At 73.0% G+C, this 14194-nt stretch carries 16 protein-coding genes; 5 read left to right on the top strand and 11 right to left on the bottom strand.

Annotated elements, in window-relative coordinates:
* Window positions 1-89: 89 nt before the first annotated feature.
* The gene (locus ACFYPS_RS24340; RefSeq protein ID WP_074318338.1) at window positions 90-308 is read right to left on the bottom strand and encodes a hypothetical protein; all 219 of its coding nucleotides are present in this window, start codon (window positions 306-308) and stop codon (window positions 90-92) included.
* 198 nt (window positions 309-506) lie between these two features.
* Entirely contained in the window at window positions 507-1598 is a 1092-nt protein-coding gene (locus ACFYPS_RS24335; RefSeq protein WP_354966017.1) for a PIN domain-containing protein, read from the bottom strand.
* Window positions 1599-1803: 205 nt separating this feature from the next.
* Here ACFYPS_RS24335 and ACFYPS_RS24330 point away from each other — a divergent pair, with 205 nt between their 5' ends.
* The gene (locus ACFYPS_RS24330; RefSeq protein ID WP_387327128.1) at window positions 1804-3834 is read left to right on the top strand and encodes a glycosyl hydrolase family 28-related protein; all 2031 of its coding nucleotides are present in this window, start codon (window positions 1804-1806) and stop codon (window positions 3832-3834) included.
* A 51-nt stretch (window positions 3835-3885) separates the two neighbouring features.
* Here the strand turns inward: ACFYPS_RS24330 and ACFYPS_RS24325 are convergent, their stop codons facing one another.
* From ACFYPS_RS24325 to ACFYPS_RS24305, 5 genes are all read right to left on the bottom strand, one after another.
* Window positions 3886-4227 carry an MmcQ/YjbR family DNA-binding protein gene (locus ACFYPS_RS24325; RefSeq protein ID WP_089016864.1) on the bottom strand — a complete coding sequence of 114 codons (342 nt, stop codon included), beginning with the start codon at window positions 4225-4227 and terminating at the stop codon, window positions 3886-3888.
* 36 nt (window positions 4228-4263) lie between these two features.
* A complete protein-coding gene (locus ACFYPS_RS24320) occupies window positions 4264-4890 on the bottom strand; it encodes a hypothetical protein (RefSeq protein WP_354966019.1) in 627 nt (208 codons plus the stop codon).
* Window positions 4891-5018: 128 nt separating this feature from the next.
* Window positions 5019-6113 (bottom strand): SRPBCC domain-containing protein, encoded by a 1095-nt coding sequence (locus tag ACFYPS_RS24315; RefSeq protein ID WP_387327123.1) that lies wholly within the window; start codon window positions 6111-6113, stop codon window positions 5019-5021.
* 54 nt (window positions 6114-6167) lie between these two features.
* Window positions 6168-7217: an NAD(P)H-dependent flavin oxidoreductase gene (locus ACFYPS_RS24310; protein WP_387327120.1), complete on the bottom strand. Its 1050-nt coding sequence runs from the start codon at window positions 7215-7217 to the stop codon at window positions 6168-6170.
* Window positions 7218-7221: 4 nt separating this feature from the next.
* Window positions 7222-8343 carry a hypothetical protein gene (locus ACFYPS_RS24305; protein WP_354966022.1) on the bottom strand — a complete coding sequence of 374 codons (1122 nt, stop codon included), beginning with the start codon at window positions 8341-8343 and terminating at the stop codon, window positions 7222-7224.
* A gap of 224 nt (window positions 8344-8567) precedes the next feature.
* On the opposite strand from ACFYPS_RS24305, the gene ACFYPS_RS24300 reads away from it, so the two are divergent.
* Both ACFYPS_RS24300 and ACFYPS_RS24295 read left to right on the top strand, forming a co-directional pair.
* Window positions 8568-8993 carry a hypothetical protein gene (locus ACFYPS_RS24300; RefSeq protein WP_387327117.1) on the top strand — a complete coding sequence of 142 codons (426 nt, stop codon included), beginning with the start codon at window positions 8568-8570 and terminating at the stop codon, window positions 8991-8993.
* An 18-nt stretch (window positions 8994-9011) separates the two neighbouring features.
* Complete coding sequence (locus tag ACFYPS_RS24295) at window positions 9012-9530, top strand: hypothetical protein (RefSeq protein WP_387327115.1); 519 nt, start codon at window positions 9012-9014, stop codon at window positions 9528-9530.
* A 105-nt stretch (window positions 9531-9635) separates the two neighbouring features.
* On the opposite strand, the gene ACFYPS_RS24290 is transcribed toward ACFYPS_RS24295, so the two are convergent.
* Together ACFYPS_RS24290 and ACFYPS_RS24285 are read right to left on the bottom strand one after the other, a co-directional pair.
* Window positions 9636-10544, bottom strand: coding sequence for a hypothetical protein (locus ACFYPS_RS24290; RefSeq protein WP_354966024.1), 909 nt, complete (start codon window positions 10542-10544; stop codon window positions 9636-9638).
* Window positions 10544-11065 (bottom strand): SigE family RNA polymerase sigma factor, encoded by a 522-nt coding sequence (locus tag ACFYPS_RS24285; RefSeq protein ID WP_354966025.1) that lies wholly within the window; start codon window positions 11063-11065, stop codon window positions 10544-10546. Before ACFYPS_RS24285 ends, ACFYPS_RS24290 begins: the two co-directional genes overlap by 1 nt.
* Window positions 11066-11257: 192 nt before the next feature.
* Between ACFYPS_RS24285 and ACFYPS_RS24280 the strand changes: the two genes are divergently transcribed.
* Window positions 11258-11530 carry a hypothetical protein gene (locus ACFYPS_RS24280; RefSeq protein ID WP_354966026.1) on the top strand — a complete coding sequence of 91 codons (273 nt, stop codon included), beginning with the start codon at window positions 11258-11260 and terminating at the stop codon, window positions 11528-11530.
* Between the two features lie 41 nt (window positions 11531-11571).
* Here the strand turns inward: ACFYPS_RS24280 and ACFYPS_RS24275 are convergent, their stop codons facing one another.
* Window positions 11572-12195 (bottom strand): hypothetical protein, encoded by a 624-nt coding sequence (locus ACFYPS_RS24275; protein ID WP_354966027.1) that lies wholly within the window; start codon window positions 12193-12195, stop codon window positions 11572-11574.
* Window positions 12196-12277: 82 nt separating this feature from the next.
* Window positions 12278-13546 (bottom strand): Nramp family divalent metal transporter, encoded by a 1269-nt coding sequence (locus tag ACFYPS_RS24270; protein ID WP_354966028.1) that lies wholly within the window; start codon window positions 13544-13546, stop codon window positions 12278-12280.
* 220 nt (window positions 13547-13766) lie between these two features.
* Between ACFYPS_RS24270 and ACFYPS_RS24265 the strand changes: the two genes are divergently transcribed.
* Window positions 13767-14174, top strand: a complete 408-nt coding sequence (locus ACFYPS_RS24265) for a GntR family transcriptional regulator (protein ID WP_354966029.1) — start codon at window positions 13767-13769, stop codon at window positions 14172-14174.
* The last annotated feature ends 20 nt before the right edge of the window (window positions 14175-14194 follow it).

Raw genomic sequence — 14194 nt, 5'->3', positions numbered from 1 at the left:
GCCGCCGCCGGGTGAGCCGTGCGCCGGGCCGGCCGGTGACCGCGCCGGGCTGGAGCCCTGGAGCGTTGCCGGCCCGGCCCGGTGCCGGATCAGCGCGTCAGTTCGCGCCAGGAAGGGTGGGTGCCGCGCCAGGCGTCGGCGAGGATGGCCGCCGAGGCCCGGCTGGGGCACTGCTGCACCCGCTCACGACCCGACGCCCCACCGATCTGGGCGCGGACCTCCCAACCCTGCCCGTCAGTACGGATGTACACGTCCCGGCGCCCGCGCGGGGTCGTGTCACCGTTCCACCAGTGTTCCTCCACCATCATTCGCCGACCGTATAGCAATTCCCCGGCAAGGGGTACGGCGCAGGTGGGCTCAGAGCGTGACAAGAGCCGCGATTCGGGCGCAGTTCGGGTCAACTCGAGACATGGAGGAGCCGCCGCGGCACTTCTCCCGTCCTGAGCAGCGGATCAGAACCGGGACGAGGCGCCTTCGGGCATGCCGGCCAGGGAGCCGGCTGGCACTCACCCCTGCGCGGTGAGCAGGTAGTCGTCCGCTTCGGGACTCCAGCGCAGGTCGACCACACCGCCGGTGGCGGCGGCCTTGCAGAACTGGAGGAAGCTGCGGTAGCCGAGCTTCTTCTCGCTGAAGTCGGGCCGGGCCCGGCGCAGCTGGTTCTTCAGCCCGGACAGGGCGACCGGGTTGCCCGCGCTGCCCAGGTCCGCCACAACGCCACGGAGCAGACCGAAGGCCACCTCACGATCGCCATGCTCCGGCAACGAGACCTCCGGGTCGCCCTTCGCGGGGCCCTCGGCCAGCTCGATCACGCTCTGCGCGGCGAGGTGACGCAGCAACTCGCCGAAGGTGCGGAACCCGTAGTCGGACTCGCTGAACGTCGGGTCCTTGCGCAGCAGGGTGCGCTTGAGCCGGGAGGCGGTCACCTCGCCGCTGGCGCTGCCCTGGAGCCCGGCCACCGTCTGGGCCACCAGCACGGCGAGGGCGTCCACGTCCCGGCCGGGCTCCTCCCCCGTCGGCTGCCGCTCCTCCTCCGGCTCCTGCTCCCGCTCCGGCTCGGGTGCACGCAGCTCCGGGCCCGGCTGCCGCACCGGACGGCCACGCCGGCCGTGGGTCGGCGGGATGTCCACACCCTCCAGCCGGTCGTAGTAGAGGAACTCGTCGCACGCCGGCGGGAGCAGCGCTGACGTGGACCCCTCGACGCCGACGCCGATGACCCGCTTGTTCAGCTCGCGGAGCTTGTGCACCAGCGGGGTGAAGTCGCTGTCGCCGCTACAGATCACGAAGGTGGAGATGTAGTCGCGTTCGAAGGCCAGCTCGATGGCATCCACGGCCATCTTGATGTCGGCCGCGTTCTTGCGGGAGGCGCCCATCCGCTGCGGGATCTCGATCAGCTCGACATGGGACCGGGTGAGCATCCGGCGGTCCTCGTCGAAGTAGGACCAGTCGGCGTACGCCCGGCGCACCACCACGCGCCCCCGCTCGGCCAGGGCGTCGGCGATGGGCCGGAAGTCGAAGGCCATGCCGCCGCGGTTGTCGCGAGCCCCCAGCGCGAGGTTCTCGTAGTCGAGGAACAGGGCGATCCGGTCTTCTTGATCCACGCGGTTCAGCCTACGCCCGTCGGGAGCCGCTCCGGTGGAGCTGGCCGACGGCGCGCATTGAAGCGTGTTGTCGGTTTCTTTCTGCTTCTCGGTCGTCACTTTTCATGTTTTCATCTTCCTCTTGCAACGTTACGCACGCCACTGGCATCATGGCGGTCGATGCTGAGCGCCGGTGAGAGCGCCCGCGGACCACAGAGGAGAGTCCATGTCCCGGAGCACGATCCCGGCGCGGCGACGCCCCCACCGGCCACTGACCGCGGGCGCGGTCGTGGCCGTGACCGCCCTCGCACTGCTGGGCGGTGGGCCCGCCGCAGCCGCCACCCGAGCATCCGGCGTGCAGCCGGTGGTCACCCGGGCCGCCCTCGACCCGGCGCTGGTCGCCGGGCGCGGCGCGAACGTCGGCTTTCTCGAGCAGGAGGCGGAGAACGCCCACACCAACGGCGAGATCATCGGCCCCGACCGGTCCGCCTACACGCTGCCCGCGGAGGCCTCCGGCCGCCGGGCGGTGCGGCTCACCCCCGGGGAGTACGTCGAGTTCGCCCTGCCCAGCGCGGCCAACGCGATCACCGTGCGGTACAGCATCCCGGACGCGCCGCGCGGCGGCGGGATCACCGCCCCGCTGGGCGTCGCGGTCAACGGCAAGCACGTCCGCAGCATGACGCTGACCTCGCAGTACTCATGGCTCTACAACCAGTACCCGTTCTCCAACGACCCCCAGGCCGGGCTGCTGAACCCGGACTGGTGGATCACCGAGTGCTCGTGCGTGCCGTCGGCCACCACGCCGTACCCGACCATCAGCACGCCGTTCCGGCCCACCCACTTCTACGACGAGCAGCGGCTCCTGCTCGGGCGCACCTACCGGGCCGGCGACCGGGTCCGGCTCACCGCGCCACCCGGCAGCGCGGCCGCCTGGACCGTCATCGACCTGCTCGACTCCGAACTGGTCGCGCCGCCGCACGTCCGGCTTCTCGCCGCGAACGTGCTGGCCTTCGGCGCCGACCCCACCGGCCGGCGGGACTCCGCCGCCGCCCTGGACCGGGCCATCGCCTTCGCCCGGCGGGCCCACCTGAAGGTGTACATCCCGCCGGGCACCTACCAGGTCAACCGGCACATCACCGTCGACGACGTGACCATCGAGGGCGCCGGCAGCTGGTACACCATCATCAAGGGCCGCGAGGTCGCCCTGCCGACGCCGGCCCCGGACGGCTCGGTGCACACCGGCGTCGGCTTCTACGGCCGCGACGCCGCTGACGGCGGCAGCCGCAACGTCCACCTCTCCGGCTTCGCCATCGAGGGGGACGTGCGGGAACGCATCGACACCGACCAGGTCAACGCGATCGGTGGGGCGATGAGTGACTCGACCATCGACGGGCTCTACCTGCACCACACCAAGGTGGGCCTGTGGTTCGACGGGCCGATGACGAACGTCCGCGTCACCAACAACATCATCGTCGACCAGATCGCGGACGCGCTCAACTTCCACACCGGCGTCACGAACTCGCTCGTCGCCCACAACTTCGTCCGCAACACCGGCGACGACGGCCTGGCGATGTGGTCGGAGACGACGGCCAACGCGCGGAACACGTTCGACCACAACACCGTGCAGTCGCCGACGTTGGCCAACGGCATCGCCATCTACGGCGGCAGGGACAACACCGTCTCGCACAACCTCATCGCCGATCCGGTGCGCGAGGGCAGCGGCATCCACGCCGGTTCGCGCTTCGGCGCGGAGCCGTTCACCGGTCACCTGCGGATCACCAACAACACCACCGCCCGCGCCGGCACGTACGAGCTGAACTGGAACATCGGGTTGGGCGCGATCTGGATCTTCGCCCTGGACCGGAGCATCGACGCGGCCATCGAGGTGGTCGGCGACGCATACCTCGACAACACCTACAACGCGATCATGGTGGTCAGCGACTGGCCGGTGAAGGACCTCTACTCGATCACCAACGTGCACTTCCGGAACGTCCGGGTCGACGGCACCGGCACCTCCGTGGTCAGCGCCCGCTCTTCCGGCTCGGCCTCGTTCGCCAACGTGGACGCCCGCAACGTGGGTGCGGTCGGCGTCAACAACTGCGGGTCGTTCCACTTCACCCCGGCCGGCTCGGAGTTCGCGCTGACCGACCTCGGCGGCAACGACGGCGGCTGGTTGGCCCCGTGGCTGTTGCCGAACACCATCACCTGCGACGACCGACCGCCCGTATCGCCGCCACCCCCACCGACTCGGTGGTGAAACGCGACGGGGGCCCGCTACCAGGCCCCCGTCGTCGTAGTTCGCCGCCTGTCAGCCGCCCAGCCGCTGCCGGGCCAGGAACTTCGGCACCACCATCCGCCACGCCTCGGTGACCAGCTCGGTCATGTACCCGTGCTCCAGCCGGGCGGTGTGGCAGCACACCCAGTGAAAGCGCAGGTCCGACTCGCCGGGCAGGAAGAACAGATCCGGCTCGGCGGCGACCAGCCCGGCCCGCTCCTGCTTGGGGAACCCGAAGCCCATCGTCGCCTCGTCACGGGAGAACGCGACGTACACGATGGACCCGACCCGGAACTTCACCCGATCCCGGATCAGATGCTCGCTGCTGCGGGGCAGCGTCCGGGCGAGGGCCCGCACGTCGGCGACGGTAATCACACCACGACCGTAACGCCCTGCCGGCCCGCCGTGGCGTCAGCGCGCTCGGGCGTACGCCAGCGGCACGGTCGTCGGCTGGCCGTTCCAGCTGCCACTGAGGACCGCCACGGCGGCATCGACCGCGCCGGCGCCGGGCCGACGTACGACGACCAACTCGACGGAATCGGTGACGATCAGCGAGGCGTCCTCATCGACCACCGGTACCGCGGCGTCGACCGGAAGCGGCGCGGCACCACTGCCGAGGATCGTCATGTTCGGCTCACGCAGCTCGCGTCGGCCGTCGACCTCGAAGTACTGCTCCGCCTGACCGGTGCCGGCGAGGATCGCGTCGGCCAGCGCCGTCGCGTACACCGGGTCCGCGCAGCCGTCGTACACCCAGCGCGGGCCGAGCACCGAGTGCTCGGTGGTGCCGACGAGCCAGTCGTCGGCGCCGTCGAGCGGCGCGGCGCGGTAGGTGAGCGGGACCTGGTGGACCGGCCCGTCGCCGGCGCCGACCAGGATCGTCTCGATGCCGACCGCGCCAGCGGGGTCGTCGAAGCGGTAGGCGCCCAGGGTCACCACGTCGGCGCCGGCCGGCCCCCGGTACCACGGTCGAGCGGGCAGCCAGGTCGCCAGCAGGTCGAGCTTCGAGGGGCGCAGGGTCGCCCGGTGCAGCAGTGCCATGCCGCCAGCCTAGGGACGACCGCCCGCCCGCATGCTCCCGGGTCGGGCCGTTGCCGGACGACCGCGAGAACCGGTGGACGCGGCACGATGGCCCTCCCCGCGCTCGGGCCGCCCGTCGCGGCCCGCGTTCACGTGCCCGCGCACCGATTGCCGTCCACCGTGCAGCCCTCCGGCTCCCTGGCCTTCGGCCGACTGTCGCGGACGTCGAACTGGAACGTCTTCGACCCGCCGGCCGGCACGGCCGGCCCGCTGAAGGTGAGCGTCCGCCCGTCCCGCTTCACGTCGGCGCCGTCGACGTCGTCGAAGGTGCTGCTCTCGGCGAGGGTCACCACCACGACCCAGTCCGCCACCGGTGCACCGCCCGGGTTCTCGACCACCACCTCGCCCGTGTAGCCGAACAGCCGGCTGGAGTCGGTGCGGTAGCTGGCGGTCAGCGGCGGTGATGCCGGGACCGAGGCGAGGGTGGGCGACGGCTTGACCGTCGGGGTGCGGCTCGGGCGGGCGGTCGCCGACGCGGCGGTCCGCGAGGGGCGCGCCGAGGGCGTCGCCCTCGGTGAGCCGGTGGGCACGACGGCCGCCTCGGACGCCGACGCCTGCGTCGGTGACGGTGTCGCCGGGGGTGGGGCGGCAGCGGTGTCCGGCTCGCCCGGCAACGCGACCCACGCCGCCAGCCCCGCGACCAGTACGGCGCCGGTCAGCACCGCGACCACCGTGCGGCGACGGCGGCGGGCCCGGGCGGGGCCCTCCCGGAGCGCGCCGATCGTCGGGAGTTCGGCCGTCATCCCGGCCTCACCGCGCCGCAGGTCGACCTGTTGGAAAGCGAGCCAGTCGAGAATGGCCGGCAGGCGCACGGTCAGCGCCTGCCGGAGCTGCTGCTCGCGTGGGTCGTGCTGCTCGGCGGACCAGGTGCCGTGCGTCGTCACCTCGCGGACCGCCAGCCGGCAGCCCTGCTTCGTGGCGGTGACGGCACAGGTCACCTCGGTGAGCCGGCCCGCCTCGTCGCAGCGCATCGTGAGCAGCTCGGGCACACGCCGTTCGATCACCTCGACCTCGACGTTGGCGTCGAAGCCGGGCAACCCGGCCGTGTGCAGCACCAGCCGGTCCGGGACTTCCGCCACGTCGGCCTCGGCGAACCACCGGCCGAGCAGCTCCCGGTCCGTCAATGCGAGCCACACCCGGTCCGGCGGGTGGGACAGGTCGACCTGCGCGCCGATCTCGATCACGGCGAGACTCTACGGCTTCCGCCGCCATCCCGTCCGGGCCGGCCGGCGATCCGGTCAACCCCAGCGGGTCGCCCGCTCCGCCGCCGCCGCCAACGCGGTCCGGGCCCCGGCGCTGACCTCGCCAACCAGCTCGGCGGCCGGCAGGTCCCGGGCCAGGGGATGAGCCTGCCCAGCCCACAGGTTCGGCACCGACGCGTCCCCCTCGCGCCGGGCGGCTGACAGCAACGGACGGGTCAGGTGCAGCACCTGCGGGTAGCCGGCGGGCGCCGCGGCATCGTGGCGGCGCAGGAAGTCGTTGACCACGCCGCGAGCCCGCTTGCCGGTGTACGCCCGGGTCAGAGCGGTCGGCGCGGAGCTGGCCACCGCCGACCGGTGCATCGGCGAACTCCCCGCCTCCGGGCAGCGCAGGAACGCCGTGCCGAGCTGCGCGGCGGCGGCGCCGGCGGCCAGCACCGCGGCCACCCCGGGGCCGTCGACGACGCCTCCGGCGGCCACCAGCGGGCGGTCACCACCGGCGGCGACCAGCCGGAGCAGCGGCAGCAGCGCGTAGTCGTCGTCGTCCGGCAGGCCACCGCGATGTCCACCAGCCTCGGTGCCCTGCACCACCACGGCGTCCACGCCGATCTCGGCGGCAGCCGTGGCGGCGTCCGGCCGGGTGATCGTGGCCCACACCTCGGTGCCCCGCTCCCGCAGGGCGGCCACCGCGGCCCGGTCGGGCAACCCGAAGGCGAAGGACACCACCGGGACCGGGTCGGCGAGCAGCATGGCCAGCTTGTCCGGGTATCCGTCGTCGCCGCCCACCGGCTCGCCCAGGGCCACCCCGCGCTGGCCGGCGTGCGGGGCGAGCCGGTCGGCGTACGCCCGGATGGCGGCCTCGTCGACGGTGCCGGAGCCGGGCAGGAAGACGTTGACACCGAACGGCCGGTCGGTGTGGGCACGGACCTCCGCGATGTCGGCGGCCAGCCGGCCGGTGTCGATCATCCCAGCGGCCAGGAAGCCCAATCCGCCGGCGGAGGAGACGGCCGACACGAGCGCCGGCGTGGACGGGCCGCCGGCCATCGGGGCGGCGACGATCGGGTGGCGCAACGCGGACAGCACGGACATCCCGTCACCGCCGGGCCGTGTGTCGCCGCCACAGCACACCGGCAAGCCCGACCAGCGCCAGCAGCGTCCCGGCGACGGCCACCAGCGGCCAGGTCCGATCGCCCGCGCCGCCCACGTCCGCCGCCGCCGGGCGGACCGCGCTGGGCGCCAGCGGGCCGGCGGTGGTGGACTCCATCGGGCTTGGGGTGGCGGCCGTCCCCGTCGTGGCGGGATACCGCAGGATCGCCGGGTAGGTGCCCTGCGGCTGGCCGGCGGACTCGGAGACGGTGAGCAACGACCGGCCGTCCCGGCTGTAGGTGATCGACTCGCCCTGGGGCTCGTCCGGCAGCGGGGTGACCCGCGGGACGCCCTTGGTCAGCGCGGCGACCAGGTCGCCGTCGGGCACGTCGTACTCGAAGGCGTCGGCGTAGCTGCGCAGCACCACCCGACGCCCGTCCGGCGCGCTCGCCGCGCCGGTGACCACACCCCGGCCGAGAAAGGAGAACGGGTTGCTGGTCGTGGAGGCCGGCAGGGCCACCTGACCGACCGAGGCCAGCGGCGTCGTCGCCGCGGGACGCAGCGCGGTGGTCGGCGCGTACAGGAAGACCGTGCCGCTGCCCCCCTTGGTCACGATCAGCGGCCGGCCATCCGCGTCGAGCAGCAACGCCTCCGCGTCGTGCGGGCGGTCCGGGTACGTCATCCGGTGCAGCACCGGCTGGTCCGCGTCCGGCGCGAGCCGCCACAGCGCGATCGTCTCCCGCGTGCGGTCGTTGTCGCCGATGTCGGCGACCCAGATGGTGCCATCCGGGCCGACGGCCAGGTCCTCCGTGTCGCGTGGTTGGGACGGGTAGGCGACCGTCCGCACCACCGCGCAACGGCGGTCGAGAAAGAAGATCCGGCGGCGGGCCTCGTCGTCGGCGCCGTCGTTGACCACCACGTACCCGTCGTCCGTGGCGACCATCCCGGACATCTCCCGGAGCCGATCGTCGCGCACCTGGCAGACCGCCGTTCCGGCGCCCGGCGCGCCGGCCAGCGCCGCGCCCGGCGCGAGCACCAGTGCCAGCGGCACCGCCCAGACGAGCAGGGTGGCCAGCGCTGTTCCCGCCCGGGCGTGCCGCCCCCGGGTCACCCGCGCCCGCACCCGCATCGCCCGCCCTCCTCGCCACGGCCGTGGCCGGCCGCCTCGCCCATCCTGGCCGATCCCGGCCACCGGTGGTGGCTATCGCGGGGATGACACCCACATCCTTGCCCATCCATAAACGATCTATCTATAGTGCCGGCACCGGCTGCGCCGGCTCACCACCGCCGCCGAGGCGCGACTGCGGCACCTACGCCTCCCGCCCCGCCTGACGCCGGACCCGAAGGATGGCCATGCCGACGACCGACCTGTTGGCCCGCCGGTACTGGCGGCTGCTGCGCCGCCGGCTCGGCCGCCCCGCCAGTTACAGCGTCGTCGCCTGGGCCACGCTGGCCGCGCTCATCTGCGGCCTCTTCGCCGGCGCGCTGGCCAGCCGGGTCGCCTGGGAGACTTCCCGACCGCAGCCCGACCGCGCCGAGGCCGGCGCCATCCTGACCGAGGTCTTTCCCGGACATGACCTGGGCGAGATCGACACCCCACCCGCGCTCTTCGTCGTGTACGGGCACCCCCTGCGGCTGAGCAACCTCAAAACCGTGCTGCTCGGCGACGGCGGCGAGTACCAGGAGAGCGCCACCGGCGTCACCTCCGTCGGCGCACCATCGGTGCCGGCCGAGCAGATCGTCACGGTGGCCCGGCAGCGCCTGCGCGAAACCGGCTGACGGCTGTACGACCCCGTGGTGGTCGAGGACACGATCTGCTCGGACAAGCTGTGCGCTACCCCGATGGTGAGCACCACGACCACCATGCTGGCTCGGCGCGGCGACACCATCCTGAACGCCTCCATCCCCTCACAGACCACCGGTGACGGCACGTACCTGTCGGTCGAACTGCACCGCGCGCCGCCGCCGGCGGTGGTCCCCGCCGGGGTGATCGGCGCGCTGCTGGGCGCGCTGGCCGGGTGGCTGGTCTTCGGTTGGGCCAGCCGACGCACCGAGGAACGCCTGGGCGGCGGCACGGCGAAATTCCTGTTCGGCGTCACCATGGTGCTGTGGTGGCTGCCGGTGCTCCTCGCCGCGCCCCAACTGCTCAAGCACCACCTCGACGAGCCGCACCCGGCGTGGCACCCGCTGTGGGAGTGGCTGGGCCAACTGGCGGCCTCGCTGCTCTTCCTGGTCGGCGCGGTGTGCGCGCTGCTGGCGCTGGGGCTGGCCGCCGCATCCCGCCGCGACCGGTCCCCGGTGACGCTCACCGACTGATCCGCCGCGACATCCACTGAGGACCCGACCGGCCAATGCCGGCTGACGCACTGCCCGCCGCGCGGTGCGGCGGGCAGTGCGGGGCCGTGACCTAAGGCCTTTCGGTCAGCGGGCGACGATCACGTTCGTCGGCTTCTGCACCCGCACCGGGACGCCGTAGTCGGACAGCTCCAGGGTCAGCCGCTGATGCGATTCCATGGTGAGCCCACTCTTGGGGCTCTTCACCCCAGCCTTGATCCGGGCCTTGTTCGACGACAGGTAGGTCACCGTCGCGACGCGGCCGTCCGCGCCGACGGTCACGTCCCCGACCAGCGTTCGGGTGCCGGCGCTGTGCTCGTCGTCGTAGGAGCGGGTGCTCTCGAAGTGGTACCGGCCGTCGCCGGTTCGGGTGATCTTGGCGTGCGCCTCCCGTAGCGCCGCGAACAACTCCTTCGGATCGGCCGACGCGCCGGCCGCGCCACCGAGGACGTCGCCGTACTCCAGATAGCCGTTGTTCGGCTCCTGCTTCCAGGTCGCCGAGCCACTCGATCCGACATAGAACGTCCCGTTGATCATCCGCTGGTAGTAGGCCCCTCCACCGGGTATGGAGGAGGTCAGCCAGCCGGTGGAACGGTCCGGGTCCCAGGCTGCCTCCGCGGTCCCCCCGGCGTCCGGGTCCTCCCTGCTGCCGACGGTGATCTTCAGGCGGTAGCTGACGGCCTCGCTGGCGGTGATCGCCGAGGCCAGCTGGAGCTGTGGCGAGTCGGCGCTGGCCACCGGCGGCGGGTTGCCACCCGGCGCCGAGGCACCCGGGGCGTTGCCTCCCGGCGCCGAGGCGCCGGGCCCACCGATCGCCACCACCGCGGCGAGCGCCCCGGCCAGGCCCATCACGCCAGCGGCGTACGAGGCTCGCCGCACGGTGACCCGTCGCCCGTGCCGCCGGGTCGCCGCGCCCAGCACGTCCGTGTCGAGCGCGAGGCCCGCCACCTCCTGGCGCATTCCGATGGTCAACTGCTCTTCGATGTCGCTGGTCATCATTTCGCTCCGTTCGAGGCCGGGACGTCGTCGACCGTCCAGGCGGCGGTCACCTCGCGGAGGCGGGACAACCCCCGGGAGGCGGTGGACTTGACGGTGCCGATCGAGCAACCGAGGATCTCGGCGGCCTCCGCCTCGCTGCACTGCTCCCAGTACCGCAGCACCAGCACCGCCCGCTGCCGGGGCGGCAGCGTGGCCAGCGCCTGCATCAGCGCCTGGCGCAGGTGCAGCGCCTCGGTGCCGTCCGGCTCGCCGGGCGGCTCCACCTGGGCCAGCACCTCCGGGCGGCGTCGGCGGCTGCGCCACTGGTCCACCGCGAGGTGGTACAGCGTCCGGCGCAGGTAGCCCTCCTTGTCACCGTGCACCCGGCTCCAGTGCCGCATCAGCCGTTCCAGCGCCGCCTGCACCAGGTCCTCGCCGGCGGCTCGGTTGCCGGTCAGCAGTACCGCCGTCGCGAGCAGGGCACTGCCGCGATCGGCGACGAGCGTGTCCAACCCCTCGAAGCGTTTCTTCCACCGCACGGGCTCTCCTTCCGTCGCAGCCAAGGACGACGGCTCCGGGGCACAGGTTGACTGCCGTCCGCAACTTTCCGCACGCCGGGTGTCGGCCCACGCCGGGTGTCGGCCACCGCGCAGCGATGTGGCGTGAATCGGACGGTGACGGGTAGGCAGCGGCCCGGCGGCATGTCGACACCCGCCGGGTAGGAGACCGCGATGAGCACGTACCGGGACGAGCAGAGTGATCCAATTCCCCCGCCCGAGGCGGACGCCCTCGAGCAACGGCAGGACGCGATCGACACGGGGCCACCGGACCGCATGTCGGGTGATGTGGACCCGGAGGCGTCCGAGGCCGACCTGGCCGAGCAGGGCGCGCTACCGGCGGGCACGCTCGACGAGGCGACGTCGCTTCCGGCCGATGCCAACGCGGCGGACGCCCTCGAACAGCGTCAGGCGATCCCCACCCGCGACGAGGGTCGGCGGACGTGACCGGGCCGGCCGTGGCCGGTTGAGCCCCGCCCGGTCGCGGCTCAGCCGAGTGCCCGCAGCCTGCGGTTCCACCAGCCCGGCCGCTGGCCGGCGATCGCACGCAGCCGCCAGTGCTCGGCGTGCTGCGTGACGATGAGCAGCGGCACCAGGCCGAGCGCCAGCAGCGGCAGGTAGCGCGGGGCCGAACGGTTCTCCCGCAGCAGCGCGCCCAGGGCGGCCGCGCCCGACACGTACAGGATCGGGTTGTAGTACCGCATCAGCTCCGGCCCCATCCCCTCGCACTCGCGCAGCCAGGGCACGCCGAGGCGGGTCCGCCGGCCGGGCCAGCCGCGCAGGTGGGCGATCACCGCGGCCAGCCCGACGCCGTTGCCGACGGCGAAGATCCGGTCGCTGGACGCCGGGCGGGTACCGGCCGCCCGCCACAGCGTCCCGGCGCCAAGGGTCCACAGCCCGGCGGCGGGCACCGGGCCCAGGACGGAGGCCGCCGGCATGCCGACACCGGAGCCCAACTCGAAGAAGACGTGCGCCGCCAGCCCCGCCGTGGCGAGCCTGGTCAGCGGCCGCCGGGCCGCCCGATCCGGTCGTACCCGGCCTCCGCCCGTCCACCCGATCCGGTACGACCCCACGGCAGGACCCTTCCCCAGTACGGCGGCTCGGCTCGTCACCGGTCACTCCCCCGGACCAGCCCGATCGCGGTACCCGCTCCGACCCGGCCTACACGCCACGGTCGGCACCCGCCCGACCGGCTCAGCCGGTGACGACCTGCCAGAGCAGGAAGGCGTTGAGTGCGACGACCAGGGCGGCCACCAGGGACGCGGCGGCGGTGGTGAGCGGATGGTTGACCAGGTTGCCCATCAGGTCCCGGCGGCGGGTGAAGGCGACCACCGGGATCAGCGCGAACGGGATGCCGAAGCTGAGGATGACCTGGGACAGCACCAGGGCCTGGGTCGGGTCGAGGCCGATGGCGAGCACGGCCAGCGCGGGCAGCAGGGTGACCAGCCGGCGCAGCAGCAGCGGGATCCGGCGGCGCAGGAAGCCCTGCATGATCACCTCACCCGCGTAGGTGCCGACACTGGTGGACGCGAGCCCGGAGACCAGCAGGGCGATGGCGAAGCCGAACGCCGCGGCGGTGCCGATGGTCTGGCCGAGGCCGGCGTGCACGCCCTCCAGGCTGTCGGCGCCGACCGGGCCGCCGCCGCGGAAGCTGGCCGCGGCGATCAGCAGCATGGCGAGGTTGACCGCGCCGGCGGCGGTCAGCGCGAGCAGCACGTCGGCGCGTTGACCGCGGAAGAGCGTACGACGCTCGGTGTCGTCGGTGGCCGGGATGCGGTCACGGGTGAGCGCGGAGTGCACGTAGATGACGTGCGGCATGACGGTGGCGCCGAGGATGCCGGCGGCCAGCAGCACGCTGTCGGTGCCCTGGAGCCGGGGCACCAGGCCGGCCACGGCGGAGCCCGGGTCGGAGCCGGCGGCGAGCAGGTTCGCCGCGAAGGCCAGGACGATGACGCCGAGCCCCACGGCGATGGCGATCTCGAAGGCGCGGAATCCACGCGAGCGCAGGGCGAGCACGGCGAACGCGGCGGTGCCGATGATGATCCCACCGGGCAGCAGGGGGATGCCGAAGAGCAGGTACAGGGCGACGGCGCCGCCGATCACCTCGGCCAGGTCGGTGGCCATGGCAACCAGCTCGGCCTGCACCCACATGACCCGGTTCACCGGCTTCGGCAGGCGTTCCCGGCACAGCTCGGGCAGGCTGCGCCCGGTGGCCAGGCCGAGCTTGGCGGTGAGCGTCTGCACGAGCATCGCCATGAGGTTGGCCACCACCACGACCCAGACCAGCAGGTAGCCGTAGCGGGCGCCGGCGGCCGAGTTGGTGGCGAAGTTGCCGGGGTCGACGTAGGCGACGGCGGCGACGAAGGCCGGGCCGAGCAGGATGAGCCGTCCGCGTAGCCGGCCCCGAGCGCGGGCTACCTGGAGCGGCGTCGGTCTCGACGTCGTCAGTTCGCTGGTGACCATCGAACACCTCCTCATCCAGACGGATCACGTGCCCGTTCCCTTCCCGGCCGGTTGACCCGTCGGTGCCACCTGCTGGCCTTCCGGTGCCAACACCCCCCGACCAGCCCGGCGACCCACGCGTTCGGGGCAACTCCGCGGGCCTCTCTTGACAGCGGTCCGGCTCCCGGTGAAGCTGTCTATTAGTCCTACTGTCGTAGGACAACAGGGAGGATCGTCTCGAGTGATCGAGTTTGTGCTGGACAGCCGGTCGAAGGTGAACACCTACATGCAGCTCGTGCAGCAGGTGAAACAGGCGCTGCGGGTCGGCCTGCTGGTGCCGGGCGACCAGTTGCCAAAGGTCAGGGACGTCGCGCAGTCGCTGGCGATCAACCCGAACACGGTGCTGAAGGCGTACCGGGAGTTGGAGATCGAAGGTCTGGTCGGCGGCCGACCCGGGGTGGGCACGTTCGTCCAGCGCACCCTGGCCGGCGCGTCCCTGCCCAACCAGGCCGAGCTGCGCGAAGACCTCGTCGCGTGGCTGCACCGGGCGCAGTCGGCCGGCCTCACGGCCGAGGACGTCGTCGCCCTGGTGGAGACCACGCTGCGAGCCACCCTCGCCGACGACGCCCCTCAGAAGGAGCCCGCGTGAGAGGAACGAGAGGACAGAGG

The organism is Micromonospora sp. NPDC005087 (assembly GCF_042872965.1).
GTDB lineage: Bacteria > Actinomycetota > Actinomycetes > Mycobacteriales > Micromonosporaceae > Micromonospora.
The sequence above is the reverse complement of the archived record's forward strand: the minus strand, read 5'-3'. Positions and strand labels throughout refer to the sequence as shown.